At 52.1% G+C, this 23,206-nt stretch carries 24 protein-coding genes; 11 read left to right on the top strand and 13 right to left on the bottom strand.

Annotated elements, in window-relative coordinates; genetic code table 11:
• Window positions 1-87 precede the first annotated feature (87 nt).
• The 3 genes from Q2B33_RS03940 to Q2B33_RS03930 form a co-directional block, all read right to left on the bottom strand.
• Window positions 88-1,677, bottom strand: coding sequence for an ATP-binding protein (locus tag Q2B33_RS03940; protein WP_300565947.1), 1,590 nt, complete (start codon window positions 1,675-1,677; stop codon window positions 88-90).
• Window positions 1,678-1,809: 132 nt separating this feature from the next.
• Entirely contained in the window at window positions 1,810-3,813 is a 2,004-nt protein-coding gene (locus tag Q2B33_RS03935; protein ID WP_300565945.1) for a 2-isopropylmalate synthase, read from the bottom strand.
• A gap of 514 nt (window positions 3,814-4,327) precedes the next feature.
• Window positions 4,328-5,098, bottom strand: coding sequence for a GNAT family N-acetyltransferase (locus tag Q2B33_RS03930; RefSeq protein WP_300565943.1), 771 nt, complete (start codon window positions 5,096-5,098; stop codon window positions 4,328-4,330).
• A 140-nt stretch (window positions 5,099-5,238) separates the two neighbouring features.
• Here Q2B33_RS03930 and Q2B33_RS03925 point away from each other — a divergent pair, with 140 nt between their 5' ends.
• The 3 genes from Q2B33_RS03925 to Q2B33_RS03915 all read left to right on the top strand — a co-directional run bounded on the left by Q2B33_RS03925 (window position 5,239) and on the right by Q2B33_RS03915 (window position 9,482).
• Complete coding sequence (locus tag Q2B33_RS03925) at window positions 5,239-6,879, top strand: hypothetical protein (RefSeq protein WP_300565941.1); 1,641 nt, start codon at window positions 5,239-5,241, stop codon at window positions 6,877-6,879.
• Window positions 6,876-8,183: a hypothetical protein gene (locus tag Q2B33_RS03920; protein WP_300565939.1), complete on the top strand. Its 1,308-nt coding sequence runs from the start codon at window positions 6,876-6,878 to the stop codon at window positions 8,181-8,183. The genes Q2B33_RS03925 and Q2B33_RS03920 overlap by 4 nt, the downstream gene beginning before the upstream one ends.
• 114 nt (window positions 8,184-8,297) lie before the next feature.
• On the top strand, window positions 8,298-9,482 hold the full coding sequence (locus Q2B33_RS03915) for a cation:proton antiporter (protein ID WP_300565937.1): 1,185 nt from the start codon (window positions 8,298-8,300) through the stop codon (window positions 9,480-9,482).
• A gap of 40 nt (window positions 9,483-9,522) precedes the next feature.
• Here the strand turns inward: Q2B33_RS03915 and prs are convergent, their stop codons facing one another.
• Window positions 9,523-10,632: a ribose-phosphate diphosphokinase gene (prs, locus tag Q2B33_RS03910; RefSeq protein WP_296462141.1), complete on the bottom strand. Its 1,110-nt coding sequence runs from the start codon at window positions 10,630-10,632 to the stop codon at window positions 9,523-9,525.
• Between the two features lie 304 nt (window positions 10,633-10,936).
• On the opposite strand from prs, the gene Q2B33_RS03905 reads away from it, so the two are divergent.
• From Q2B33_RS03905 to Q2B33_RS03895, 3 genes are read left to right on the top strand one after another with little or no spacing between them, the layout of a single operon-like run.
• Window positions 10,937-11,302: a BMC domain-containing protein gene (locus tag Q2B33_RS03905; RefSeq protein ID WP_296462139.1), complete on the top strand. Its 366-nt coding sequence runs from the start codon at window positions 10,937-10,939 to the stop codon at window positions 11,300-11,302.
• An 11-nt stretch (window positions 11,303-11,313) separates the two neighbouring features.
• Entirely contained in the window at window positions 11,314-11,736 is a 423-nt protein-coding gene (locus Q2B33_RS03900; RefSeq protein ID WP_296462137.1) for a BMC domain-containing protein, read from the top strand.
• Between the two features lie 21 nt (window positions 11,737-11,757).
• Window positions 11,758-12,258, top strand: coding sequence for a EutP/PduV family microcompartment system protein (locus Q2B33_RS03895; protein WP_296462136.1), 501 nt, complete (start codon window positions 11,758-11,760; stop codon window positions 12,256-12,258).
• A 28-nt stretch (window positions 12,259-12,286) separates the two neighbouring features.
• Here Q2B33_RS03895 and Q2B33_RS03890 read toward each other — a convergent pair whose 3' ends face one another.
• Entirely contained in the window at window positions 12,287-12,649 is a 363-nt protein-coding gene (locus tag Q2B33_RS03890) for a hypothetical protein (protein ID WP_300565932.1), read from the bottom strand.
• A 220-nt stretch (window positions 12,650-12,869) separates the two neighbouring features.
• On the opposite strand from Q2B33_RS03890, the gene Q2B33_RS03885 reads away from it, so the two are divergent.
• Together Q2B33_RS03885 and rbr are read left to right on the top strand one after the other, a co-directional pair.
• Window positions 12,870-13,229: a Fur family transcriptional regulator gene (locus Q2B33_RS03885; RefSeq protein ID WP_300565930.1), complete on the top strand. Its 360-nt coding sequence runs from the start codon at window positions 12,870-12,872 to the stop codon at window positions 13,227-13,229.
• A gap of 167 nt (window positions 13,230-13,396) precedes the next feature.
• On the top strand, window positions 13,397-13,939 hold the full coding sequence (gene rbr, locus Q2B33_RS03880) for a rubrerythrin (protein ID WP_296462223.1): 543 nt from the start codon (window positions 13,397-13,399) through the stop codon (window positions 13,937-13,939).
• Between the two features lie 146 nt (window positions 13,940-14,085).
• On the opposite strand, the gene Q2B33_RS03875 is transcribed toward rbr, so the two are convergent.
• The 6 genes from Q2B33_RS03875 to Q2B33_RS03850 form a co-directional block, all read right to left on the bottom strand.
• Entirely contained in the window at window positions 14,086-14,793 is a 708-nt protein-coding gene (locus Q2B33_RS03875) for a metallophosphoesterase (protein ID WP_330687824.1), read from the bottom strand.
• Between the two features lie 66 nt (window positions 14,794-14,859).
• Window positions 14,860-15,483 carry a DUF4111 domain-containing protein gene (locus Q2B33_RS03870; protein WP_300783395.1) on the bottom strand — a complete coding sequence of 208 codons (624 nt, stop codon included), beginning with the start codon at window positions 15,481-15,483 and terminating at the stop codon, window positions 14,860-14,862.
• Window positions 15,474-15,623 carry a hypothetical protein gene (locus tag Q2B33_RS03865; RefSeq protein ID WP_300783397.1) on the bottom strand — a complete coding sequence of 50 codons (150 nt, stop codon included), beginning with the start codon at window positions 15,621-15,623 and terminating at the stop codon, window positions 15,474-15,476. The genes Q2B33_RS03870 and Q2B33_RS03865 overlap by 10 nt, the downstream gene beginning before the upstream one ends.
• Window positions 15,624-15,840: 217 nt before the next feature.
• Entirely contained in the window at window positions 15,841-16,890 is a 1,050-nt protein-coding gene (locus tag Q2B33_RS03860; RefSeq protein WP_300565926.1) for an NAD(P)-dependent alcohol dehydrogenase, read from the bottom strand.
• Between the two features lie 15 nt (window positions 16,891-16,905).
• Window positions 16,906-17,064, bottom strand: coding sequence for a hypothetical protein (locus Q2B33_RS03855; protein WP_300565924.1), 159 nt, complete (start codon window positions 17,062-17,064; stop codon window positions 16,906-16,908).
• Between the two features lie 228 nt (window positions 17,065-17,292).
• On the bottom strand, window positions 17,293-17,901 hold the full coding sequence (locus tag Q2B33_RS03850) for a class I SAM-dependent methyltransferase (RefSeq protein WP_300565922.1): 609 nt from the start codon (window positions 17,899-17,901) through the stop codon (window positions 17,293-17,295).
• Window positions 17,902-18,076: 175 nt separating this feature from the next.
• On the opposite strand from Q2B33_RS03850, the gene Q2B33_RS03845 reads away from it, so the two are divergent.
• Window positions 18,077-18,985 (top strand): transglutaminase-like domain-containing protein, encoded by a 909-nt coding sequence (locus Q2B33_RS03845; RefSeq protein WP_300565920.1) that lies wholly within the window; start codon window positions 18,077-18,079, stop codon window positions 18,983-18,985.
• 2 nt (window positions 18,986-18,987) lie between these two features.
• On the opposite strand, the gene Q2B33_RS03840 is transcribed toward Q2B33_RS03845, so the two are convergent.
• Window positions 18,988-19,731 carry an MBL fold metallo-hydrolase gene (locus Q2B33_RS03840; protein ID WP_300565918.1) on the bottom strand — a complete coding sequence of 248 codons (744 nt, stop codon included), beginning with the start codon at window positions 19,729-19,731 and terminating at the stop codon, window positions 18,988-18,990.
• A 460-nt stretch (window positions 19,732-20,191) separates the two neighbouring features.
• Between Q2B33_RS03840 and Q2B33_RS03835 the strand changes: the two genes are divergently transcribed.
• Together Q2B33_RS03835 and Q2B33_RS03830 are read left to right on the top strand one after the other, a co-directional pair.
• Window positions 20,192-21,982, top strand: coding sequence for a DUF4303 domain-containing protein (locus Q2B33_RS03835; RefSeq protein ID WP_300565916.1), 1,791 nt, complete (start codon window positions 20,192-20,194; stop codon window positions 21,980-21,982).
• A gap of 284 nt (window positions 21,983-22,266) precedes the next feature.
• On the top strand, window positions 22,267-22,734 hold the full coding sequence (locus Q2B33_RS03830) for a hypothetical protein (protein WP_300565914.1): 468 nt from the start codon (window positions 22,267-22,269) through the stop codon (window positions 22,732-22,734).
• A 172-nt stretch (window positions 22,735-22,906) separates the two neighbouring features.
• On the opposite strand, the gene Q2B33_RS03825 is transcribed toward Q2B33_RS03830, so the two are convergent.
• Window positions 22,907-23,170, bottom strand: a complete 264-nt coding sequence (locus Q2B33_RS03825; protein WP_300566006.1) for a Txe/YoeB family addiction module toxin — start codon at window positions 23,168-23,170, stop codon at window positions 22,907-22,909.
• Window positions 23,171-23,206 lie beyond the last annotated feature (36 nt).

Genomic DNA, 23,206 nt, shown 5'->3' with positions numbered 1-23,206 from the left:
TTATAGCAAACCGGAAACCGATCCGTTGCCCCCGCTGCGGTGGCAAAATGGCGCAGGCCGCCACAAAAAGGCAGCCCGCGCCATCGCTCAGACGACTATCTCCAATATCCTCTTTCCGCCCCAAGCCGCTTCCTTTATCCCGGCTTTTTTCTTCTTGCTGAAATCGAAGCTCAGGAGGTATCCCTTGCGGGCTCCATAGGCCTCCAGGTAATCTCCCAGTTGCTCCATTCCGCGCTGGTGATAAGCCTCTCCGCGCCAGCTCTTACACTCAATGATATACTGCTCCCCTCCGTAATCCACCACGATGTCGGAGCGTAGCCTCGTCCGGCTCTGATCCTCCACATAATAGTTGCCCACGCCATTGATGATCGGCCTGAGGTACATCAGGAATATCTTCCGCCCGTACTTCTCAACGAATTTCTCGTCCTCTTTTGAGTACAGGCTCGTGTAATATTCATAGAACTTGCGCATCACCAGGTCCATATCCAGCCGGCCGTTGTGGATAAACTGGCACTTTTCAGGCTGCCCCTCCCGCTGCAGGTCGTTTTCCCTGGTCTCCTCCGCCAGGAAATAATCATACAGCTGGCTCTCAAAAATCCGGTTGGCCACTGCCACGCTGCCATTCCGGTTCACGATGAACCCGAACATTTTCCCGATACTGACACTTCTGTCATATTCATGGTAAGGGTAGTCCTGCCCGCCGAACAGAATATTTCCCAGCATCCCATGCAGTTCAGGGTACTCCTCCACATGCTTGACCATATCGTCATACAGCATATTAGGTCCCTTTACCAACTGCCTCACCGCGGCCAGAATCCCGTTTTTCGTCCATGCAGCCCCGGGGGCGGGGAACTCTTCGCTTCCGGCTATTTTCTCATCCACGCATTTACATACATAGGAAACCAGATAAGGATACCCCTTCGTATAAGAATAAATCAGATCTGCGATTCCCTCTACATCCATTCCGGTATGGCAATCCTTCTCATACTCTGAAAGCATTCCGGCAATGCCCTCTCTGGAAAAGCTCATGTCCACCGTAAAATCGGCCGCTATGTTCCACGGACTATTGTATTTCGGCTCCTCCCCGCTGCGGAATTTCAGTTTGAGGTTTTTGATATCATATACTCCCGCTAAAATCACCGACCGGAAGGACCGGTCTCTGCCGGCCGCCTGGGCGAGGTACTTCTCCCGCAGCAGCCCCAGAAAAGAAAGGAAAATCTGATTGTCCGCGCTTTTATCCACCTCATCCACCGTCAGGACCACCGGCCTTTTACAGGCCCTGCAGAACCTCGTGATCTTTCGGTTCAGGGAATCCAGGGGGAGCTCTACCGATATGGGCTCCCGCCAGATATCGGCCGCTTCCTCCGGGACCTCATTTTCCTCCAGGGCCACCTCCACTTTATTCGTAAGTCCCCGGGCGAAGGCATAGAGGGAAACAAAACAGTCGTCCGCAGCCTCGAAGCTGATGGGCAGCACAATGTAATCCCGCTTCAGCCTGACGCACAGCTGTTCCATAGTAGTCGTCTTTCCGAACTGCCTGGCTCGGTTTATGGTGAAATATTCTCCGTTCTCCACATAGTCCCTTGCAATCTGCTCTACGACATTGCTGACATCCACCATGTAGTGAAGCCTGGGCACGCAGATGCCTGTGGTCTGAAATCTTCTTCGGTTGCCCATGAATCCGCCCCCTTTCCCGGTATGCCCTTATAGCTTACCATATCCGCCAGCCGTTGGCAACCGGTGCGGGCGGCGCTTCTCAGCCTCGGGATTACCCCCGCGGACAGTCCATGCGGGCGGCCGCTTTGCTTCCTATCCCTCCTGCTTCCGATACTGCACCGGCGTCAGCCCGTAATTCTTCTTGAACAGGCGGTTGAAGTGCTCAACGTTCTCATACCCCACCTCCGCGGCCACGGTCTCCACGGTCTGATCCGTCTCCCGCAGCAGCGTCCTGGCCTTCTTCATGCGCTCCTTGCGCACAGCCTCCTGGAAGGTCATGCCCGCCTTCTCCTTGATGTACTTGGACAGGTAAGGCTTGGAGAGGTGGAACTCTTCGGACAGGGTGTCTAATGTTACATTCATGTAATCATTCTTGATGAAGCTGATGATCTCCACAATCCGTGCTTCCCGTCCCTCGGTGATGTGCTGCTCCACGGCCAGCTTGTTGGCGGCGGAGGCCAGGGCCGCGATGGAGGCCTTGATGATGTCCTCGTCCACGCCTACGCCCCAGTAGTGCTTCCCACCGCACAGGATCGCCACATAGGCCGCTGCCCTGGAGCTGGAGCCCTTGGAGATGGCATGCTCCTCATACACCGCCAGCTGGTAGCTGACGCCCAGGTAGGTCTTGATGGCATTGCTCACCGCGTCCAGACGCCCGTTGCCCCCTGCCCGGATGAGCCGCCTGTCCCTGTTCAGCTCTATGATCACCTCCGCCTGGATGCCCTTCTCCTGCCGGAAATGGCACTCGGGGATGGAGAACACGTTCTGCAGATTGATGTAGTTCTCCTCGAAGATGGCGTAAATCTCCGAGGGGTGCAGCTCCTGATGCCGTCTGTCGGACACGCCCTTGATGAGATACCCCACTTCCTCCTTCATGGCCGCCGGCAGGGAGAAGCCGAACTGCTGCTTCAGCACAAAGGCCACGCCGCCCTTGCCGGAGACGCTGTTGATTCGGATGACATCGGACTCGTACTCCCTCCCCACGTCCTTCGGGTCGATGGGCAGATAGGGCACGTCCCAACGGTTCCCGCTCTTTCCCTCCTTCAGCCAGTTCATGCCCTTGCTGATAGCATCCTGGTGGGAACCGGAGAAAGCCGTGAACACCAGATCTCCCGCATAGGGCACCCTCTCGTGGACTTTCATGCCCGTGAACCGCTCATAGGCCTCCCGCACCTCCATGATATGGGAGAAGTCCAGGCCGCTGTCCACGCCGTGGCACATCATGTTCACCGCCACGGTGACGATGTCCACGTTTCCCGTGCGCTCTCCGTTGCCGAACAGCGTCCCCTCCACCCGGTCCGCCCCGGCCAGGATGCCGAACTCCGCGTCGCTGACGCCGCAGCCCCGGTCATTGTGGGGATGGACGCTCAAAACTACGTTCTCCCGGTATTTCAGATGCTTGTGCATATATTCTATCTGGCAGGCAAAGACATGGGGCATGGCCACCTGCACCGTGCTGGGCAGATTGATTATGGACTTGTGGTCAGCGTCCGGCTGCCATACGTCCAGCACCGCGTTGCAGACCTCCAGGGCGTACTCCGGCTCGGTCTGGGAGAAGCTCTCCGGGCTATACTCGAAGGTAAAGCTGCCGTCCGTCTCCTCCGCCATCTCCATTAACAGCTTCGCGCCGTCCACGGCCAACTGCTTGATAGCCGCTTTATCCTTTTTGAAGACCTGCTCCCGCTGTTCTACGGAGGTAGAATTATAGAGGTGCACCACCGCGTGGGGAGCCCCCTTCACCGCCTCGAAGGTCTTGCGGATGATATGCTCCCTGGCCTGGGTCAGCACCTGTATGGTCACGTCGTCGGGAATCATGTCCCTCTCAATCAGTGCCCGGATGAAATTGTACTCCGTGTCCGAGGAGGCCGGGAAGCCCACCTCTATCTCCTTGAAGCCGATGTCCACCAGGAGCTTGAAGAACTCCAGCTTATCCTCCAGGGGCATGGGATCGATCAGGGCCTGGTTGCCGTCCCGGAGATCCACGCTGCACCAGACGGGGGGCTTCTCGATGGTGTCCTTCTTCACCCAGTCGTAGGTCACCTCCGGGGGCATATGGTAAGTTTTGCCGTATTTCTGGCTGATTGCGGTCTTATTCATATTCTGTGTCCCTTCCTCTCTGTGCTCTTGCACCGCGCGCAGGCCTGGGCTGCTCTGCCGATTTTGCTGCGCCCGCCGGTTATGTAAGTGCGATGCCGATTTTAAAATGATAACACAGATTTCATCCCGCCGCAAGTATCTATTTAAGTATTATCATTGATTCTATTTATTTTAAAAATACTTGAAACCCCCTGTTTTCCGGATACATCAATATTTTTCGCGCAAAATTCCTTGTCTTATTTTTATTTATTTGTATGTGCCTTTTTAATACGCCGCCCTGGCCATCTGTCCAATTTCCAGTTGGATGTGATAAAAAACATCAAAATAATATGTCAGAAACATACCTGTCAAACCACAGCGGGCTTTCCGGCAACACTGCCAGCGCAAGCCCGAGCGGACCCTCAAACCAGTTCGTCCTCAAGAATGCGGAATACCGTTTCAAGGGGATGTATATGAGCCCCATCCCCCTGCCTTCCCTGCCGGATTTCCGGAGATACGGCGGGACAGTCAGCTCTCAGGACTGTCCGTTCCACTCATAGACTACATACTCATGGTCAAAATGGTATCCCAGCTTCTCCGCCAGGGCCACGGACCACAGGTTCTGTGCGTCCCAGCTGGGATACCACCCCCGCTCCAGGCAGTCCAGTATCAGCTTCGCCCCGCAGATATAGGCCAGCCCCCTTCTGCGGTAGTCCGCCCTGGTGTCGATTTCGATCTCGATGCCGCCCAGATAGCCGGAGTAGGAGGATGCCCCGGACACCGGTTCGCCGTCCTTCAGGATGACGGCCCCCAGCCCGCGCTCCCGGTACTGGGCGTAATCCCCATACAGCGCCACCCAGTCCCTGCACCAGGGAATCTCCAGGCAGCGCAGGAACAGCCCCTGGTCCATGGCCCGCAGCTCATACCCTTCCGGTAGGCTGTCCACCGCGGCCCGCAGCCTGTCCCTGTCAAAGACGTCCGGCTCCTTCTTTATGGCATAGCGGACGCTCCTTTGCACGCCTGTCCCATGGCAGTCCTCGATCAGCTTCGCCCAGCCCTGGTCCCGGGGCGTCATGATCAGGAAATCCCGGCCCTCCAGCCCCGGCGCCTCCAATACCAGCTCCCTGTGGGGCTTTCCCGCGAAGAAGCAGAAATCCCCCAGCAAAGCCATGGCGGACACGGGCTCCTCCCCATCGTCTCCGTATACTCTTCCCATCACGCCCTGCAGGCAGGACCACACCATGGTCTCCTGCCAGCCCGCGAACAGCCCTGCGGCATTTTTCGCCTGTTTCATTTCATGAATCATCTCTGTCTCCTTTTTAGACTATTCTACCACATCCGGGCGCGGAATTCCATGTGAAAACCGCTGGACAAAACGGCGAAAGCTATGGTAATATTTAATATTACACCGGTGTATGGGAGGTGTATGGGAAAGGAAATACAGGCATGAAGAAAAGCGGCAGAAAAATTGACTACGGGGCAGTATTCTTAACTTCTATCTTCATCATCGGACTATTGACGGTTTTTCCTTACGGCGCGCACCTTGACCAGACGTCGGAGCAGGCTATACTGTATTCCAATGTCAAAGAATACGCGGGCCTTTTCGGCACTTCCAACCCGCTTTACCGGGAGCTGGATTCTGCCGGCGTCATAGACATAACGCAAAGCATCGAAAAGGACCATGGAATGGCCGTCTATTATCCCATGGCATGGATTTTCTTCGTGAACAGGATCTCCCCCTTTGCGGGAAACATCCTGTGGCACGGATACATCTATGTCCTGTCCTTCTGCGGCACCGCCGCCCTGTTCTATCTTCTGTCCGGCATTTTCGGCGGGCGCGTCGTACCGATGTTTACCACATTGCTTTATTTCGTCACGCCCAGGATGTTCGCGGAAAGCCATTATAACAATAAAGATATGATACTGCTGTCTCTGGCGCTGTGCACCGCGTTTTTCGGCTGGAAAGTCCATAGGACGAAATCCTGGGGAAACGTGGCTGCATTCTCGCTTGTGGGCAGCCTGGCCGCCAATATGAAAATCATCGGTGCCTTCATCTGGGGAATAGCGGGAATCTATATCCTCCTCGCCCTGCTCGTCAGGCATCAGCTCGACAAAGGCATGGTGCGGAAAGCGGCAGCCTGCATCGCAATGTGGCTGGGATTCTATCTGCTGCTCACTCCCGCATGCCGGATGGGCCTTCTGGAATTCTGGAAATATCTGCTGGACAGCGCCAGAGATTTCCGCTGGAATGATTACATCCTTTTCGCCGGCAGAATGTACAGCAAACAGGTGACAGGAATGCCGAAAGCATATCTGCCCGTGATGATTCTGCTGACCGTTCCGGTGGGCATACTGCTGTTAGCCGTGACAGGCGCGTTTTCGCTCCCATCCGCACTGGTCAGATGTCGGGGACGGAACGCTGATGGCCCATGGTATCTGCTGGCAATGACGCTCTCCTGCCTGATTCCGCTGGGATACGCCGTCCTTTCGGGAACCCCGGTATACAATGGATGGAGGCATTTCTATTTTGTCTATATGGCAGTGCTGTTGCTGGCTGCCCAGGGAATCTCCTGGCTGTCCGGGAAATTCAGGTCGCGGAAAGGCAGGAGATGGCTGGCCTCCCTGCTGGGCGTGTACGTCTTTCTCCTGGCGGCGGGCATTGCGGCGTCCTATCCCCATGAGTACGCATATTATAATATCCTTGCGGGGAAAAATGTGGGAGAACGCTATGAGCTGGATTACTGGGACATGTCCTTCAAGCAGGCCTATGAACGGATACTGCAAAATCCTGACGGAGAACCGGCCCCGGGCGGGAGGGTCAAAATCGGAGCCATCAGCACCCCCGCCTATTGGGGCCTGGAGGCGCAGCGGAACGCCATCCGGGGGAAGCTGAACATGCTGATAGATCTGTGCGACGACTACAGGGACGCGGAGTATGTGATCGTCAACCCTACCTATGCCCTCATGTACGGCGCTTCCGACTACGAATACGTAAAGAAGAACTATATCCTGAAAGACACCATCACCTCTTACGGAAACGTAATATGTGAAATCTATCAAACAGAAACCAGGGAGCAGCGGCCATGAAAAAGAAAGTGTTTGCCAAAGCCATAAGAAATCATATCATACTTCTGGCAGCAGGCGCCATAGCAGGGCTCATCCTGCTGGTGCTCGTCCATCTCCTGCCCATAGAGCCCATGCGGGAGCATGTCTACTGGTCCATGGATATGATTGAGCGTGAATTCGACAACGAGATATTGATAGACGGATACCGTTCCACATTGACAGGGAATTTCACGGACTGTCTGATGCTGGAGCATGCCGTCTATTCTTCCGAGGAGCACAGCCTCCTGGAACAGGTGCTGCATATGTACCGCGGCGAAAGCTGTCCTCCAGAGACGGCAGGCCAGGCGGGATGGTGGCCGGGACAGTCCCTGAAGGATTATCTCACCGGCGTCCCCCAGCCCCGTGAGGTCAGCTATTCCCGGTACTGGCATGGGTATCTGGTCCTGCTCAAGCCTCTCCTGCTCCTGACATCCTTCAATACCATACGGCTGCTCCAGTCCGCCGTGCAGCTTATCCTGGCAGGCTGCGTGGTGATGGCGCTGTGCCGGAAAGGGGCATATCCCCTGGCCAAAGCATTCCTGCTGTCGCTGCCCTTCCTGTTCTTCGTGAGCACCTATGCCTCGCTGTCCTTAAGCATCTGCTTTTACGTCATGACCGCGGCGGCGCTTATCCAGCTGAAAGCGGACGGCCTCCTGGCCAGGCGGGGCTGGTACGGGCTGTTCTTCATGGCTGTGGGAATGGCGACCGTCTACTTCGATTTCCTCACCTATCCCTTGGTGACCCTGGTGTACCCCTTGGGGATATATCTGTATTTCCATGGCGGTACGCCCGGGAAAGGCATCCGCGGCATGGTGGGGAACAGCGCGGAATGGGGCGTCGGATACGGGGGGATGTGGGCGGCCAAATGGATCCTGGCGGACTGCCTTACCGGAAGCGCCTCCATCCGGGATGCCATGGAGACAGTCTTCGTCAGGACCGGCAGCGCGGAAGGCTATTCCCGGATAAACGGCTTCTTCAATGTGCTGGGGAAGAACCTACAGCCTTATCTCAACTGGTGCTATCTCCTCATCGGGACAATGTTCGCCGTGCTGCTCCTCGCCGCGGCGGCAAAGAAGAAGACCGGGGCCATAATGCGGAAACTGCCGTCTGCCGCAGCATACTTTCTCCTGGCTTTATATCCTTTTGCATGGCTCTTTCTGACCCAGAACCATTCCGAGCAGCATTGGCAGTATACCTGCCGAATCCTGGCCGCCGGCGTATTCGCCGCGGCATCCGGGTGCTGGACGCTGTTGCAGAATGATTCCCCAAACATTACGCAAAATTAGGCTTCTCTATTGTGCAAAATATCCCTTTACTGCCCCAAAATTTGTGCTATAATCTTTTGGGGTGGGGCCAGAGGCAGCTCCTCCCATAAACCAAACGGAAAGAGTGAAAAGACTATGGAAACATACAGTATTTTTAAGGATCTGGCAATCATCATCATCTTCGCGAAGCTCTTCGGCATACTGGCAAGAAAGTGCAAGGCCCCCCAGGTGGTGGGGGAGATCATCGCGGGGCTCCTGATTGGACCAAGCCTATTGGGGCTGGTGCAGCAGTCGGATTTCCTGACCCGCATGGCGGAGATCGGCGTAGTGCTCCTGATGTTCTCCGCGGGGCTGGAGACGAACCTGAAGGAGCTGATGAAGACCGGACCTGTGGCCCTCCTAATCGCCTGCTCCGGCGTATTTGTCCCGCTGCTTGGCGGAGCGCTCCTTTACATGGGCTTCTACGGCATAGCCCCCTGGGGCTCGGAGGAATTCTACAAAGCCGTCTTCATGGGCGTCATCATGACGGCCACCAGCGTCAGCATCACGGTGCAGTCCCTGAAGGAGATGGGGAAGCTCAAGGGCAAGGTGGGCACCACCATCCTCAGCGCCGCCATCATCGACGATGTCATCGGCATCATCGTGCTGACTTTCGTCATCGGCTTCAAGAATCCCCAGTCCAACCCCGGAAGCGTGGTCCTCTCCACGGTGCTGTTCTTCGTCATGGCGCTGGTGGTGGGCTTCATCGTCTTCAAGGTGTTCAAAAAGCTGGACGAACGCTATCCCCACACCCAGCGGATCCCCATCCTGGGCCTGGCGCTGTGCTTCTTCTTCGCCTATGCGGCGGAAAAGTACTTTGGAATCGCGGACATCACCGGCGCCTATGTGGCGGGCATCGTCCTGTGCTCCATCCGGGACTCCTCCTACATAGACCGCAAGATGGAGGTCAGCTCCTACATCATCTTCGGGCCGGTATTCTTCGCCAGCATCGGCCTGAAGACCAGCATCGACAATGTCAGCGCAGCTCTCCTGCTGTTCTCCGCAGGGTTCGTCATCGTGGCGCTGATCACCAAGATCGTCGGCTGCGGCCTGATGGCCAGGCTCTGCCGCTTCCGCTTCCAGGACAGCCTCAAGATCGGCGTGGGCATGATGACCAGAGGCGAGGTGGCGCTGATCGTAGCCCAGAAGGGGCTGTCGGTGGGGCTGTTGACGCCGGAGTATTTCACGGCGGTGATCCTGCTGATTATCGTGTCCAGCATCTCCACCCCAATCCTCCTGAAACTGTTATACTCGAAAGACAAAGAAACAGCGGCCGCATGAGCCGCTGTCCTTTTTTTGCACGGCACCCTGGTTCCGCGCCTCATTCCTCCCTGTTCAGCAGCCTGTGGATCTTCTCATGGGGATCCAGAAGCTTGGAGATGGACTCTCCCGCATTTACGGAGTGGATGTAGATCGCGATGTACTTCGTGATGTCCACCTCCCTGTACCAGGGCGCATTGCGGATCTCCTCCCTGCAGTAGGACGCGTTGCTGATGAACACCGCCTCCAGCACCTTCTTGCTGTAGGCTTCGTTGAAGCGCCGGAGCCCTTCCGTGAACAGCGCGAAGGTGGCGGCCGCAAAGACCCTCCTGGCCCCCTGCTTCTTGCAGTATTTCGCCACGTCCAGCATGGTGGTGCCGGAACAGATCATATCGTCCACAATGAACACATCCTTGTTCTTCACGCTGGGGCCGATGTATTTATGTACGTCCACCACGTAATTGCCGCCCACCACCTTGGTCCTGGACCTGCGCTTGTAGAAGATGCCCATATCCAGCCCAAGCTCGTTGGTGTATTTATAATTCCGCGTCGTCGCGCCTAAATCGGGAGAAATGAACAGCGAGTCGTCCTCAGAAAACGCAACATCCGGAAAGTTGCGCTTGATTGCCTTGATTACCTGATAGATCGGGAACAGATCGTCAAAACCATTGTAGGGAACCGCATTGGCCACCCTGTTGTCATGGACATCGAAGGCCGTGATGTTCTTCACGCCGATGTTCTCCAGCTCCCGCAGCGCCATGGCACAGTCCAGGGATTCTCTGGAGATGCGCCTGTCCTGGCGGCTGGCATACAGGAGCGGCGAGATCACGTTCACGCGGTATGCCTTCCCGCCGATAGCCGACACGGTCCTCTTCAGATTCTGGAAATGCTCGTCCGGCGACATGGGAACGGTCTGGCCGTACATCTCATAGCTGCAGGAATAATTCCCCACATCCACCAGGATGTACACGTCCGCCCCCCGGACCGTGTCCTCCAGCACCGCCTTGGCATCGCCTGTGGAAAACCGTACGATCTGGGAATTCACCACATGGCATTGCTCCATGTTGTAGGTCTCGCGCAGATAGTATTCGATCTTGCCTGCCATCTCTTCTGTTCCATACAGCGGGATCAGTACGATAGGAATGGAATTGTTTGCTGCCAATGATTTCATGCCTTCCTCCTTATGCAGTCATCGATAGTTGTCTGGGTTCTGTTACCAGTGTATAATATTTCCCGCCGGTTTACAAGCCCCCAAAGCAGCAATCGCCCGCCGGAAATCTTGCCGTCCGGGCCCATGCAGCCGCAATCCGCCATCGGCAGTACCGCGCCCGGGCCTCCCACATGGCCCTGCGCCAAACAAGCGGCAATTGAGCGGGATTTGCGCTTGACAGGGAATTTCCCTGATAGTATGATTGAGGGAGAACACAGTTGTACAAAGGCACGGCACAAACCCATGGAAGGAACGGAATCGACAGATGGCAGGCGGACAGGAAGAACGTATCAGAATCGTACAGGAGACCGTGGCAGGCAAGGAGATCACTTTCGCACATGTGATGGGCGGCCCGGCGCCGATCATATACCAGAAGCTGGGGCTGAATCCCCAGGTGGACTATCAGTCGTCCGCCATCGGGATCATGAACATGACGCCGCCGGAGTCGGCCGTCATCGCCTCGGACATCGCAGTGAAGAGCGGGAACGTGTACCTGGGCTTCGCGGACCGGTTTACGGGGACGCTGATCGTCACCGGGGAGATTTCGGACGTCATGTCGGCCATGACCGAGATCGTGAATTATTTCCGGGACGAACTGGAGTATGTCGTCTGCAGGATCACTAAGAGATAGGGAGCGCAGCCATGGACCGAACCGAAGAACTGCTGGAAAAGCTCTTCCATAAGGATTATGAGCAGCTACGGGGGAAGCGGCTGCGCCTGACGCGCCTGCGGATCCCCGGCAAAGAGGTCTGCCTGGCCCATATAATCGGCTCCCCCCAGCCTGCGGTCTACCGGAATCTGGGGCTGCACATCGGGGTCCATGAGGGCGAGGACCACAGGGGAGAGTCCCTGGGCCTGATCCGCTTCACTCCCTGGGAGGCGGTGGTGGCAGCCGCAGATGTGGCGATGAAGAGCGCGGATGTGCAGATCGGCTTCATGGACCGCTTCTGCGGCTCCCTGATCCTCACCGGCGGGCTGTCGGAGGTCCGAACCGCCGTGGAGGAAGTGGTGAGGTTCTTTGGGGCGGAGCTGGGCTTCCAGGTCTGTGAGATCCACAAAAATTAAAGAGGCAGGGCGGACATCAGCATGAAAAAGCTATTTTTGATGGGCAGGAGCGAGGCCGGGAAGACTTCCCTGACCCAGGCCCTGCGGGGCGAAGAGCTCCACTATGTGAAGACACAGTACACCAGCTCCGACGACGACACCATCGACTCTCCGGGGGAGTATGCAGAGTCCAAGCATTTCAGCGCGGGGCTGGCCTGCTTTTCCTTCGAGGCGGACGCGGTGGCCATCGTCCAGGCTGCGGACGAGCCCTACAATCTGTTCAGCCCCAGCCTCCGCTCCTTCATCCTCCGCCCCCTCATCGGCATCATCACGAAGATCGACTCCCCCTTTGCCAATATCCCCATGGTCAGGCAGTGGCTGGTGAACGCGGGCTGCGACCGCATCTTCCTGATCAACAACGTGACCAGGGAGGGCATCGATGAGCTCATGGCCTATCTGGCAGAGGACCTGCCGCGCCTGACGCTTGGCGAGGCCATGCACAGGCAGAGCCTGGGGGCCAGCGAGTGGGAGGAGGTATCCTGATACAGGGAGGAGACAGCGCTTTTCTTCATCAAAGGTCCATAAAAGCCCCCATCAATGCCTCCTCATTAAACAGAACATCGCTGGGCAGGCAGACATCATATTTTTCCGCAAAGCTGTCAATGAACTCATTCGATGGCTCTTTATTCTTTCGATATTCCTGCTCTAAATCCGATTTCATCTGCTCCCGTTTTTCATACGCCTCCCCTTCCCCCGCATAGACGATTCCATACATAATCCCAAAGGAAAAATAGATTTCATATGGGTCTTTTTCGGAAGAGAAAAGGCTGACCTCCACCACCTCGTCAAACACTTCACAGATTTCGAGATAAGTATTTTTATAATGCCTCTGTGATTCGGAAAAACTATCTGTCACATTTACCCATTCGTTCATACATGTTCCTCCGTATAGTTGATTCTCCGCACCTTTGTTCCTGGTGTCATTTTAAAACCTGTCGCTGTATATATTACCACATGCTTTCAGATTTTTCCATAGAGTCATGCTTGCTCTGTAAAACAATTCCCCCCCAAACAGTCCTGTCGTCAAATTCCCTCTGGACAAGCCCCCAAAAAGATGTTATAATTAGAATAATTCTAAATAAGGAGCCGAAAAGGTGAGCAGATACGCGGAGCTGATTTTAGGGCTGATCAATCAGTCCAACAAGCATATGACGGCCGAGCAGATTTTTCTGGAGCTGAAAAAGACAGAGCCCAAGGTTGTCCAGGCAACTGTATACAACAATCTGAACGCCCTGTGCCAGGAAGGCCTGGTACGGAGGCTTTCCATGGAGAGCTCCCCCGACCGCTACGACAAAATCCTCAGACACGACCATCTGGTATGCCGAAAATGCGGCGCCCTGTCCGACATGACGTTCGACAGCCTGACAGAGAACCTGGAAAAGCAGTTGGGGGCGCCGATTCTGTCCTATGATTTAAAGGTGTTCTACCTCTGCCCAAAGTGCAGGGAAAGATAAGTCCAGGGCAGGAATGGTTTCACTATGCCCCGGCACCTGAGGGACAGATGCGGGCCCAGATTTGGACTTTCCGCCTGAGACCCGTAGAACCGGCGGCGATTACCAGCGGCAGCACAGGCGTAGGCAAAGCACAAAATCATGCAAATCATATCAAGGAGGAGACACACATGAAAGCAACAAAGTACGCGGGAACGCAGACAGAGAAGAACCTGGAGGCGGCATTCGCCGGGGAATCCCAGGCCAGGAACAAGTACACCTACTTCGCCTCCGCGGCGAAAAAGGAAGGCTACGAGCAGATTGCGGCCCTGTTCCTGAAGACAGCGGAGAACGAGAAAGAGCATGCCAAGATGTGGTTCAAGGAGCTGGCCGGAATCGGCGATACCAAGGAGAACCTTGCCGCAGCCGCAGACGGCGAGAACTTCGAGTGGACGGACATGTACGAGAATTTCGCGAAGACGGCGGAGGCGGAAGGCTTCCCGGAGCTTGCGGCAAAGTTCCGTCTGGTGGGAGAGATCGAGAAGCACCATGAGGAGAGATACCGCGCGCTGCTGAAGAACGTGGAGACGGCAGCCGTATTTGAGAAGAGCGAAGTGAAGGTATGGGAATGCCGCAACTGCGGGCATATCATCGTGGGCACAAAGGCTCCGGAAGTCTGCCCCACCTGCAACCATCCCCAGAGCTATTTCGAGGTGCATGCGGAGAATTACTGATCCGTCCTTAAGGCGTGCAGGGAAAAGACAGGAAAGAATCCCGGAAGTGCCCATATTCCATCGGCGCTTCCGGGATTTTCCATATCTTTCCCGCCCTTTTCCGGCCAGTCTATATTTCGTCTAAATTATATCTGTATGACATTTATTTAAGGCCCCGCATTGTCTGATGAATAGAACTCTTCCCCTGTGTCAAGACATATGGCGGCCAGGCGGCCTCCCGGGCGATGGCATCCGCAGTCGATGGCGATATGGTTATGTCTCCTGAATATATACCCCGGCCTGGGGTTGCCGGGGATTTCCTGTGTGGGCGTATGGCCTGTGACCACATATATGTCGTCGAAATATCGGATGCCATAATCCGCCCTCTCCCACATCAGATCTCTCAGAGAGTAGTCCTCAATATCCTTTTCCGGGCAATAATTGCCCAGCCCGGCGTGGACCAGCAGATAGTCCCTGCCATTGACGGTCAGTTCCTCATAGATGGAGAATTCCTTCAGGAAATCGATCACGGATTTCTGCATTTCCCGGCCCAGCCCACGGAATTCCTCAATCGTGGTGCTGCTTCCGTTATACTGCCATGTCACAAGGTTCTCCAGCATTTTCTCATCCAGTTCCCCGATGGACATGTCCGTGATCTCCTTCATGAGGAACCCCAGGCACTCCAGCGCCATGAGCTCATGATTGCCCGCCAGGCACACCACATTGGGCATCTTCATGAGCATCAGCAGCGTCCGGATGGGATGGGGGCCCCTGTCCAGGACATCCCCCAGGATGTATAAGGTATCTTCCGCCCTCAGCCCGATTTCGCCGAGCAGTTCCAGGAACATTTCGTATTCGCCGTGTATGTCGGATATGACGTATGTCGCTATGATAAATCGCCTCCCTGCCCTGTCTTCAAAACTTTCTGTAAAGCTCCCTTTCTATCCTGTGACGCCATGAATCTGCTCCGCCATGTAGGAAGCATATTCCTGTGCCTCCGCTTCGTCCCAGCCCTTCCCTTCCCCAGTCCTGTATTCGCGCAGCGCCTGTGATATCAGGCCATGATATCTCCCGGGCAGGGCTTTCAATCCCCATTCGCCGCCCTCCTTCTTAGACAGGATAGTCCCTTCCCTTTTACAGGCAAGCACACGGCAGAGGTTCAGGACGATATAGACAGGATTTTCCATGATATCCTTCTCCGCGTCCTCTATATCGGACAGGATGCTGTCAAGATAATACTGCCTGTCCACCTTCCCGAAAACGTCCTGGATCCCCTTCCCATACAGGCATTTCCCCCTATGGCAGATGACGGTGAAATGGGCTGCCAGATCCCTGTCCACGCCCTTCATCTTCGCTATATAATCCGCGGGATTCTCCCGATACCATTCCAGATGGGAGACGGAGAAATGCAGCTCGAAGGGAGTCGGATAGACAAATGGCCTGCACACGTCCTTTCTGACGATGCTCATTTCGATTCCCTTTTCCGGCGCGTCTCCGTTCAGCCTCACCACCATATCCAGATACCGCTTTTTCACCTCGTCCGGAATCTCCCCGTCTACCACCACCAGTAAATCAATATCGCTTTTTTCTCATTGAAGCACCCCATCACCGCGGAGCCATGGAGGTATATCCCCACCAGGTTTTCACCCAGAATTTCCCTGCTCTCTGCAACGAAGGCTTCCGTTATGGCTTCTAACAGGCGCATGTCTTCTCCTTGACGTATCTTGTTTTGGTTCTATTGTATCATTTTCTCCCGGAATCTGCCACCATAAAATGGCTTTCCCTGCCTTCAGTCTGATTCTATCCTGTATTCATAGTCCGGGTTATGAATGTCAATATGTAAAGCGAACGTTGGCAGCAATCTCTCACTGGCGCAGATATCTTTCATATGCCGTTTCCGGGGTTCTGTTTATCCGCGCTGTCTACCGGGCAATGCGTATCACCGCTTTCACAATATCGGCTTTGTTGTTCACGCTGTAGTCCATGGCCTTCTGCACCTCGTCGAGCTCGAAGACATCCGTCACGATACCCTTCAGGTCTACCTTGCCTGCCGCAACGGCCTCTATGGCCATGGGATAGATATGGCGGTAACGGAACACGGTCTTGAACGTCAGCTCCTTATCCAGCGCAAGGCTCATGGGCAGCGTCATTTCCCCGCTCTTGCTGTAGCCTACCAGCACGATCGTCGCGCCTTTCCTGGTCATATGGATGGTCTGCACTGTGGTTATCTGTGTGCCGGCGGTCTCCACTGCCAGGTCGCAGCCTCTCCCCTCCGTCAGCTTCCTTACCTCTTCCACCGCGTCTGCCTGCGCTCCGTTAATGACGCCGTCTGCCCCCAGCTCCAGCGCTTTCCGGAGACGTTTTTCCATGATATCCACCACATACACCTTCGAAACACCCATTGCCTTTAGCGCCATCATTGTCACCAGGCCGATGCAGCCTGCCCCCATGACAACCGCCGTCTGTCCTGCCCTTGCGCCTCCCTGCATGGCCGCATGGAATCCCACCGCCAGAGGCTCGATCAATGCGCCCTCCATGGTGCTCACATGATCCGGCAGCTTAAAGCAAAGGTCCGCCTCGTGGGCCACATATTCCTGGAATACCCCGTCCACCGGAGGCGTTGCGAAAAAGACCACATCCGGGCAGAGGTTGTAATTCCCGGTTTTGCAGAACTCACAATGGCCGCAGGTCTTGCCCGGCTCCAGCGCAACCCTGTCGCCCACTTTCAGGTGCTTCACATTCTTCCCCACTTCCATCACGGTTCCGCCCGGCTCGTGGCCTAGCACAAAAGGCGGCTTTACCACATAGTCGCCAATCGCCCCTGTCTCGTAGTAATGCAGGTCGCTGCCGCAGATCCCCACATACTCCAGCTTCACAAGCACCTCATTGTCCTTTGCTTTCGGGATATCTCTCTCCTCAAATCCCATCCTGCCGATTCCCAGCATTACCGCCACTTTCATCTTTCCTTCCATGGTTGCTGCCTCCTTTTATATGTCATCGTTTCCGCCGAAAATGGCCCCGCCCACGGTATTGCTCAATGAAAGATAGAAAAACCGCTCCGTCTCGTCCCCATGGAATCCCTCCGCATATGCCCCCGCATTGGCATCATTGAGGAAATGGCAGGGATAGGGAAAAAAGGCGCTCACGGAATTATCAGCTTCTGCCCTCTCGCATTTTTCAAGCCAGCGATGGCTTGTCAATCATTGGAATACTTAATGGATTTCTTCTGCCGCTGGTATTTCATTTTCCACCGAAATCTACCACCCTTCAGACTTGTGTCAACACTGCTGCCACAAATCATATTTACTCTTTACCAGAAGCATTGCGTATTTAGCCCACTTGAATTATATTATAACGTATATCTTTAAAATTATCTATTTATTTTCAGCTTTCAGAAACACCCCTTTTCCTTTTCTATAGACCCGCACTGTTCTAAATCCACAATTGTAAAAGATTTTCTTCAACTCTTTTGGGCTGTATACTCTCACATCTCCACTTTTTGAAAGGGGAAACAATACTTTATTTGCTATAAATCTGACCACTGCTCCGAAATTAGGATCGGCTATATACACTGTACCGTTTTTCTTTAATACTCTTTTGCATTCATTTACGAAACCCTGCGGATTGTCAAAATGATGGAACGCGCAGCATACCGTTATGATATCAATGCTTTCATCACTCCATTCCAGCGGATAGCATGGTTTTACCTCAAAACTCATATCAGGGTATCGCATCCTTGCAGAACAGATCATGTTCTCGGATATATCTATTCCGTTTGCCTGGATTTCTGCTTTTTTCGATAATTCCCACAGCAGGGTTCCATTTCCACATGCAACATCAAGGACCACATTGCCCTCATGCAACTCTATAGTGTCAGCCAGTTCCGTAATATGGAATCTCGTATATTGCCCTTCCATGGACGCGTCATACTCGGATGCTATTTTATTGTATGCAATTCTTGATTCTTCTGTCTTCTTATTCACGTTATTTCCTCGCTCCTGATTTCTCCATCTGATTATACTACTTCCTTTCTCTCTTTGCCATTAAAAAATGAGGGCAAAAGCGGAATGCATTTATTGACATAATTTTATTATTTTGTTATCATTTAATCACAGCGGCATCTATCTCTGAAAATATCCGGAGGTTATAAAAAATCACATGGACAGCAGAATATACCAGCGCTATTTAGAAACCAGCGTTTATACCTATGTGGGGATATATAAAGAATTTATATCATCGTTGCCGGACGACATACCTTCCATAGGAATGTTGATCTGCGGTCAAATCACTCATCCGTCTATGTATTTTACAGAGCCATCTCCTTACTTGGAAGACACTTATTTCGGAAAATTCGCTTCCTATCCGAAGCATCGTTTTAAGAATGAAGACGAACTATATATAACTGCTGTTTCAATGATTGCTGGCATTTTACGTTTAGACGAAGCAGGATTTACAAAGAACAGGGACGTGACAAAAAGGATTACTGTGTCCTGCCGCCAGGCTTCGGTGCTATTCAGCGCAATTTTAAAAGCAAAAGGAATCCCCTGCCGCTCCAGGGCCGGGTTTATGGACTTTGGCGATGCAGGCGACAGCTATATGGAACATTGGGTCAATGAATACTGGGACTTTAATGAAAACAGGTGGGTTTTGGTAGATGCCGACGGTTATTATGAGTACGAACAGCGTTTTGGTTACAGCCAATTTGATTTGCCACGCCGAAAGTTCGTGACTGCGTCCGAGGCATGGATTGGTTTAAGGAAAAATACGCTAAACAAAAAGTTGGACGTTTTTGCACCAACTCTTTTGGAAGGCGTCTGCGAATACTTGTTCATGGATTTCCATGCATTGATGAATAATGAAATTTTTTATTCTTATCAGCCATTGTATCTTCGTGGCGGCCTGCATACATTGAGCGAAAGTGAATTGCAGGAACTTGACCGTTTGGCAGAATTGCTGTCAGAACCTGATGAAAATATGGAACAGATAGAAAATTTATGGACTACAAACGAGAAATTTTCTGTTCTGACAAATAACACGCAGAATATATACCATGATGCTTTTGGATGACGCTATGCCAAAAAATCTGCATTTTTGCGACAAGTTAAAAAGGTCTCTTTATCAATCGCAAAAATATAATCCCCATTTTCATAAAAGGAATTTTGAACCATTCCAGCCTTTTGCATTACTTTATATGATTCTACATTGCTCTTTGCACATCCTCCATAAATGGAATCAAGGTAGGCTTTCGGGTCTGTAGAGGGATAATAAGCAAACAGAATATCTTTATACACCAGGTCGCCCGTAAATAAATATCCCCTGCTTTTTTCCCAAAAACACAGGTGCCCCGGAGAATGTCCGGGTGTGTGCAGCACTTCAATTTCCCTGCCGCCAATATCAATGATGTCATGGTCTGTCAGCACTTTTGTCGGCATGCCCTGAAAGAATTCATAATCTTTCACGCAAAAGCCTTTCGGCAAATCACAGCGGTCTATGACCATCTCTCTGATCGTCTCGATTGATAAAGGGGATTTACCATTCAGCCACTCCAATTCCTCAGCGTGGGCATAAAAATCCGGGAAATGCTTATGTCCTCCAATATGATCCCAGTGGATATGCGTAGCTGCTGCCGTAATGGGTTTATCGGTAAGTTTCAGCACTTCCTCATATATATTGGAAATGCCGAGCCCTGTATCAATGAGCAGGCTTCGGGTATTTCCATTCAAGAGATAGCAATGCGTTTCCTCCCAATGTCGATATTCGCTGATGATATATGTATTTGCGTCAATTTCATCTATGGTAAACCAGTTATCCATTGCTCCACACTCCTTAAAATCCCGATCAAATACCTCGCGGCATTCACCAACTGGCCGTGCAGGCACGGCCGCTTGGCTCATTGCTCGCGGGAATAAATTTATAGCTTGCGTTGCAGGCAATCAGCGCAAGCCCTCATGCCCGATTCCAACATTTATTTCCACGCCACTTCATCTCCCACATCTTATACTGCGCACCAGTTAAATTTGCAGTGCGCCCCGACTGCGGACCGCCAGCCAGGTACTTTCCCGGGGACACCACTGTAAATCCTGGCGGTCTACAGTATAAATCATGCTTTCGATTATAGCACTTTCTCACTATATCCGCCACTATAAAATGCAGGACATGGCAAGCGCAGCTGCCTGTCTTTCGGGTTACAAGTGTTGTGTTGATTTTATCCATCGCAGTATATATAATGATATCGGCAGGACAATCATGGCTTACAGAAGGAAGGGTTAAGCGGTGTATAACAGAGTATCTGAATGGTTAGATGTAGTGTTGGAAACGGATATTCCGGCTGAAGTTGTTGCTTTTGGCTTTAATTTATATGAGGACATCGATCATGATTGGTCGATGGAATTGATCGGAACATCCAAATTTGATGTCGATGATGAGGATTGGCTATGCAATGAAGTGACAGATCTTGATACAAGAGAAAATCCATTGCGATGGCACAGAGAAACTGGCTGGGAAGAAATACTGAACGATATTGTTTCTGCTTTAAAAGAATATCTGAAAAACGGTAAATATGCAGATATTTTAAAGGCAAAATCAGGAGTAGGCGTAGGTTTTGTGGATGGGAACATAGAAATTCTCCATGTAAAAATCAAGGAAAAAATACAAGGATTAATGGAGCAAAAGATATCCGAATGGCAGGAAGACGATATCTATGCTATCTCGCTGTATGTGTTCAATGAAGAAGATGATCCATGTCGCCCGGTGGCAGTATTCGGTTATAATACGGAAAGGCAAGTACAAAAAAGCATCACAGAGGCTGCTGATGAGCAGGAGGCGAGATGGAATTATGCCTTCTGGCTGCAAAATCATGAAATGTGTTTGGGAAGAGATGAGACGGCGGAGGATATCAGGAAGTGGATCACGGAACTAGAATGGGAAGGTGAAGATGCGATTAGCTTCAAATTCGTGAATCTTCTTGTTGCTGTAGTGCAGGGTATTCATGCATCGGGATTGTTGAAAGAAAAATTTGGAAGAGAGATTCCTGTATTGATCCATGAACTGGAGTATCATGAAAAAATTTCCCAACAAAATATCGAGGCAAACGGAGAGGCACTGGACAGAGGTTTTGTTTCATTTTGTATGTCTTGTCTTCCGGAGGTGCCAAATGAAATGCCGAAAGCAGAAACCCCTGTCACAGCTCCCCAGCCCCATAGTTTGGCCACAGGGAAACGTTTATATATATCCGGAAAGGCGGTGGCTTATATTATCGCTATCGCTCTCATCACAGGCTTCTGGGTACTGGGGCTGATAATCAGCATCCACGACAGAACAAATTCCGAGGATACGCCGCAGCTGAAAGAGGGTTTTGAAGAAGAAACTTCTGTGCCATTGGAGCAGGAGAAGACAGAATCAGGCCAGAGGAAGTGGCAGGTGCACATACAGCCGGGTATGCCGGAGCCCTTTATAGAGGTGCTCAGACAGTATGAACAATTCATGAACGCTGACATACAGAATTTGAATGATGAGGGTGTGCGAGAGAAAATAGATTCGGTGGATGGAAAATGGCGGTATTTATATGATGAATTATGTGGATCGTGGCTGGCGGCAGCATGGCGCGGGGAGGAAGATGTTATACGTTATAGCCTGGAAGATTTGACCGGTGACGGATATCCTGAGTTGGTTATGGGATATTGCCGCTCATCAGATGATGCGGTTTATCCGGAGGTAGTTTATTATTACAGCCGGACAGAAGGAATCAGGATGGAATGTCTTAGCAGTTACTATACCATGGAACTATATGAAGATGGCGTTATCTTATATGTCAGCGGCGGAGCGGCTTATACAGAAACCTTTATCCAGTTTCAGGAAGAAGCCGAATGCTGGCAACAGGTGGCCTGCATCGCAGTGGATTGTGATTATGAGACAGACAGCGTGAGGGGATATTATTGGGGAGATGATGTCAGTGGGGATCTGACCGGGAACAGGCCGATGTCAGCGGAGGAGTATCAGAAAATCATTGCGCAGTATGCAGCAGAGCCAGTGGCGCTGGAGTGGACTTCGTTGATTCGCTCCTGAGAATCCATAGCCACGGAAGCGGAAGGTTTTCACAATTATTTTGCAATTTTGTCCGTGTTTCCGGCAAACCGGTTTTAGGTATGTTGCACAAATGGCTATGGTATTCATCAGCCTTGTTTACAACAGCCAGTTAGGAAAGTACGGCGGAGATATTGCAATCAGCGTTTATGCCGTTGTTTCCAAAAACAGCGTGAAATCTGCCACCCTTTAGAGAGCCTTAGTGACATTTGAATTTTTCTGTGGTATAGTGGATTTCCACTTTTAAGAAAAGGAGCTTATGATGTATGCCACAGATGAACAAAGGCGGTAAATTTATCTTCGGAAAGTCACTGATACGAGATGATTTGACAATCCACCTCCCACCGCAGGCTCTTACAGAGTACAAGGCCGCAGCAGAGGGAAAAGTCTATCTTTTTACCGGAAGCAAGGTCACCGGCGGCTTTTGTGTGACAAGAAAAGGACTGTTGGAACCGTCAAAATTAGGACATATTCTTACTGATAATCCGGCTTTACAGAATTATCAGACCGCAGAGGGCGAATTTGTCAAGTACAAAGGACGGTCGTACTGTTGGGTAAATATTTCGGAAAATGGTGTCATTCAGCTTAGTCGGCAGATATTAGATTTTCTTGATTTGAAGATTGGAATGGAGCTATTGTCTATCCGAAGCAGTGATATAGCTTTTACAATGGGCGCAGCTGGCCCTCTGCTGGAAAGAGCTGACAACTATGAGGGTGAAATTCCTTTGTTTTAAAAAAGCAGGTATCAGAGGAGGTTTTGGCCTTGGTGGCAGAAAGCTCCTTGTGCAATTTTTTAAATTTGCTCATTTATAGTTTAAATTTTAAATTCAATACACGCCGCTTTTTACTTCAATTACATCATTTATTCTGGCTTACTGATTTCCTATTGCCAAAATGTTGCCGCCTTCACTTATCTCTATAATGAGAACCACATTGGACAATCTTTATCGTATTATCCTCTATACGATAAACAATACGATTCGCATCATCTATCCTTCTGCTCCAATAAGCTGCTAAATCACCACTTAACCTTTCCGGCTTACCTATTCCATCATATCCGTTCCGATCAATATCCTTCAATAACTGATGAATACGCCTTAACGTTTTCTTATCTTGCTTCATCCAGTATTCAAAATCTTCCCATGCCGCATCTGACCATGACTTAATCATCAAAATCTACCTCATGTACTGTGCCGCCTGTAGCTT

Source organism: uncultured Acetatifactor sp. (assembly GCF_948601915.1).
Taxonomy (GTDB): Bacteria; Bacillota; Clostridia; order Lachnospirales; family Lachnospiraceae; genus Acetatifactor.
Note: the sequence above shows the minus strand (reverse complement) of the source record. Positions and strands in the feature narration are given on the sequence as shown.

Coding starts and splice junctions, on each gene's coding strand:
- Q2B33_RS03905 (WP_296462139.1), top strand. CDS start 10,937: ATGGCAGGCGGACAGGAAGAACGTATCAGAATCGTACAGGAGACCGTG.
- Q2B33_RS03900 (WP_296462137.1), top strand. CDS start 11,314: ATGGACCGAACCGAAGAACTGCTGGAAAAGCTCTTCCATAAGGATTAT.
- Q2B33_RS03925 (WP_300565941.1), top strand. CDS start 5,239: ATGAAGAAAAGCGGCAGAAAAATTGACTACGGGGCAGTATTCTTAACT.
- Q2B33_RS03895 (WP_296462136.1), top strand. CDS start 11,758: ATGAAAAAGCTATTTTTGATGGGCAGGAGCGAGGCCGGGAAGACTTCC.
- Q2B33_RS03825 (WP_300566006.1), bottom strand. CDS start 23,170: ATGATTAAGTCATGGTCAGATGCGGCATGGGAAGATTTTGAATACTGG.
- prs (WP_296462141.1), bottom strand. CDS start 10,632: ATGAAATCATTGGCAGCAAACAATTCCATTCCTATCGTACTGATCCCG.
- Q2B33_RS03890 (WP_300565932.1), bottom strand. CDS start 12,649: ATGAACGAATGGGTAAATGTGACAGATAGTTTTTCCGAATCACAGAGG.
- Q2B33_RS03935 (WP_300565945.1), bottom strand. CDS start 3,813: ATGAATAAGACCGCAATCAGCCAGAAATACGGCAAAACTTACCATATG.
- Q2B33_RS03915 (WP_300565937.1), top strand. CDS start 8,298: ATGGAAACATACAGTATTTTTAAGGATCTGGCAATCATCATCATCTTC.
- Q2B33_RS03840 (WP_300565918.1), bottom strand. CDS start 19,731: ATGGATAACTGGTTTACCATAGATGAAATTGACGCAAATACATATATC.
- Q2B33_RS03845 (WP_300565920.1), top strand. CDS start 18,077: ATGGACAGCAGAATATACCAGCGCTATTTAGAAACCAGCGTTTATACC.
- Q2B33_RS03930 (WP_300565943.1), bottom strand. CDS start 5,098: ATGATTCATGAAATGAAACAGGCGAAAAATGCCGCAGGGCTGTTCGCG.
- Q2B33_RS03865 (WP_300783397.1), bottom strand. CDS start 15,623: ATGCGCCTGTTAGAAGCCATAACGGAAGCCTTCGTTGCAGAGAGCAGG.
- rbr (WP_296462223.1), top strand. CDS start 13,397: ATGAAAGCAACAAAGTACGCGGGAACGCAGACAGAGAAGAACCTGGAG.
- Q2B33_RS03940 (WP_300565947.1), bottom strand. CDS start 1,677: ATGGGCAACCGAAGAAGATTTCAGACCACAGGCATCTGCGTGCCCAGG.
- Q2B33_RS03860 (WP_300565926.1), bottom strand. CDS start 16,890: ATGGAAGGAAAGATGAAAGTGGCGGTAATGCTGGGAATCGGCAGGATG.
- Q2B33_RS03830 (WP_300565914.1), top strand. CDS start 22,267: ATGCCACAGATGAACAAAGGCGGTAAATTTATCTTCGGAAAGTCACTG.
- Q2B33_RS03920 (WP_300565939.1), top strand. CDS start 6,876: ATGAAAAAGAAAGTGTTTGCCAAAGCCATAAGAAATCATATCATACTT.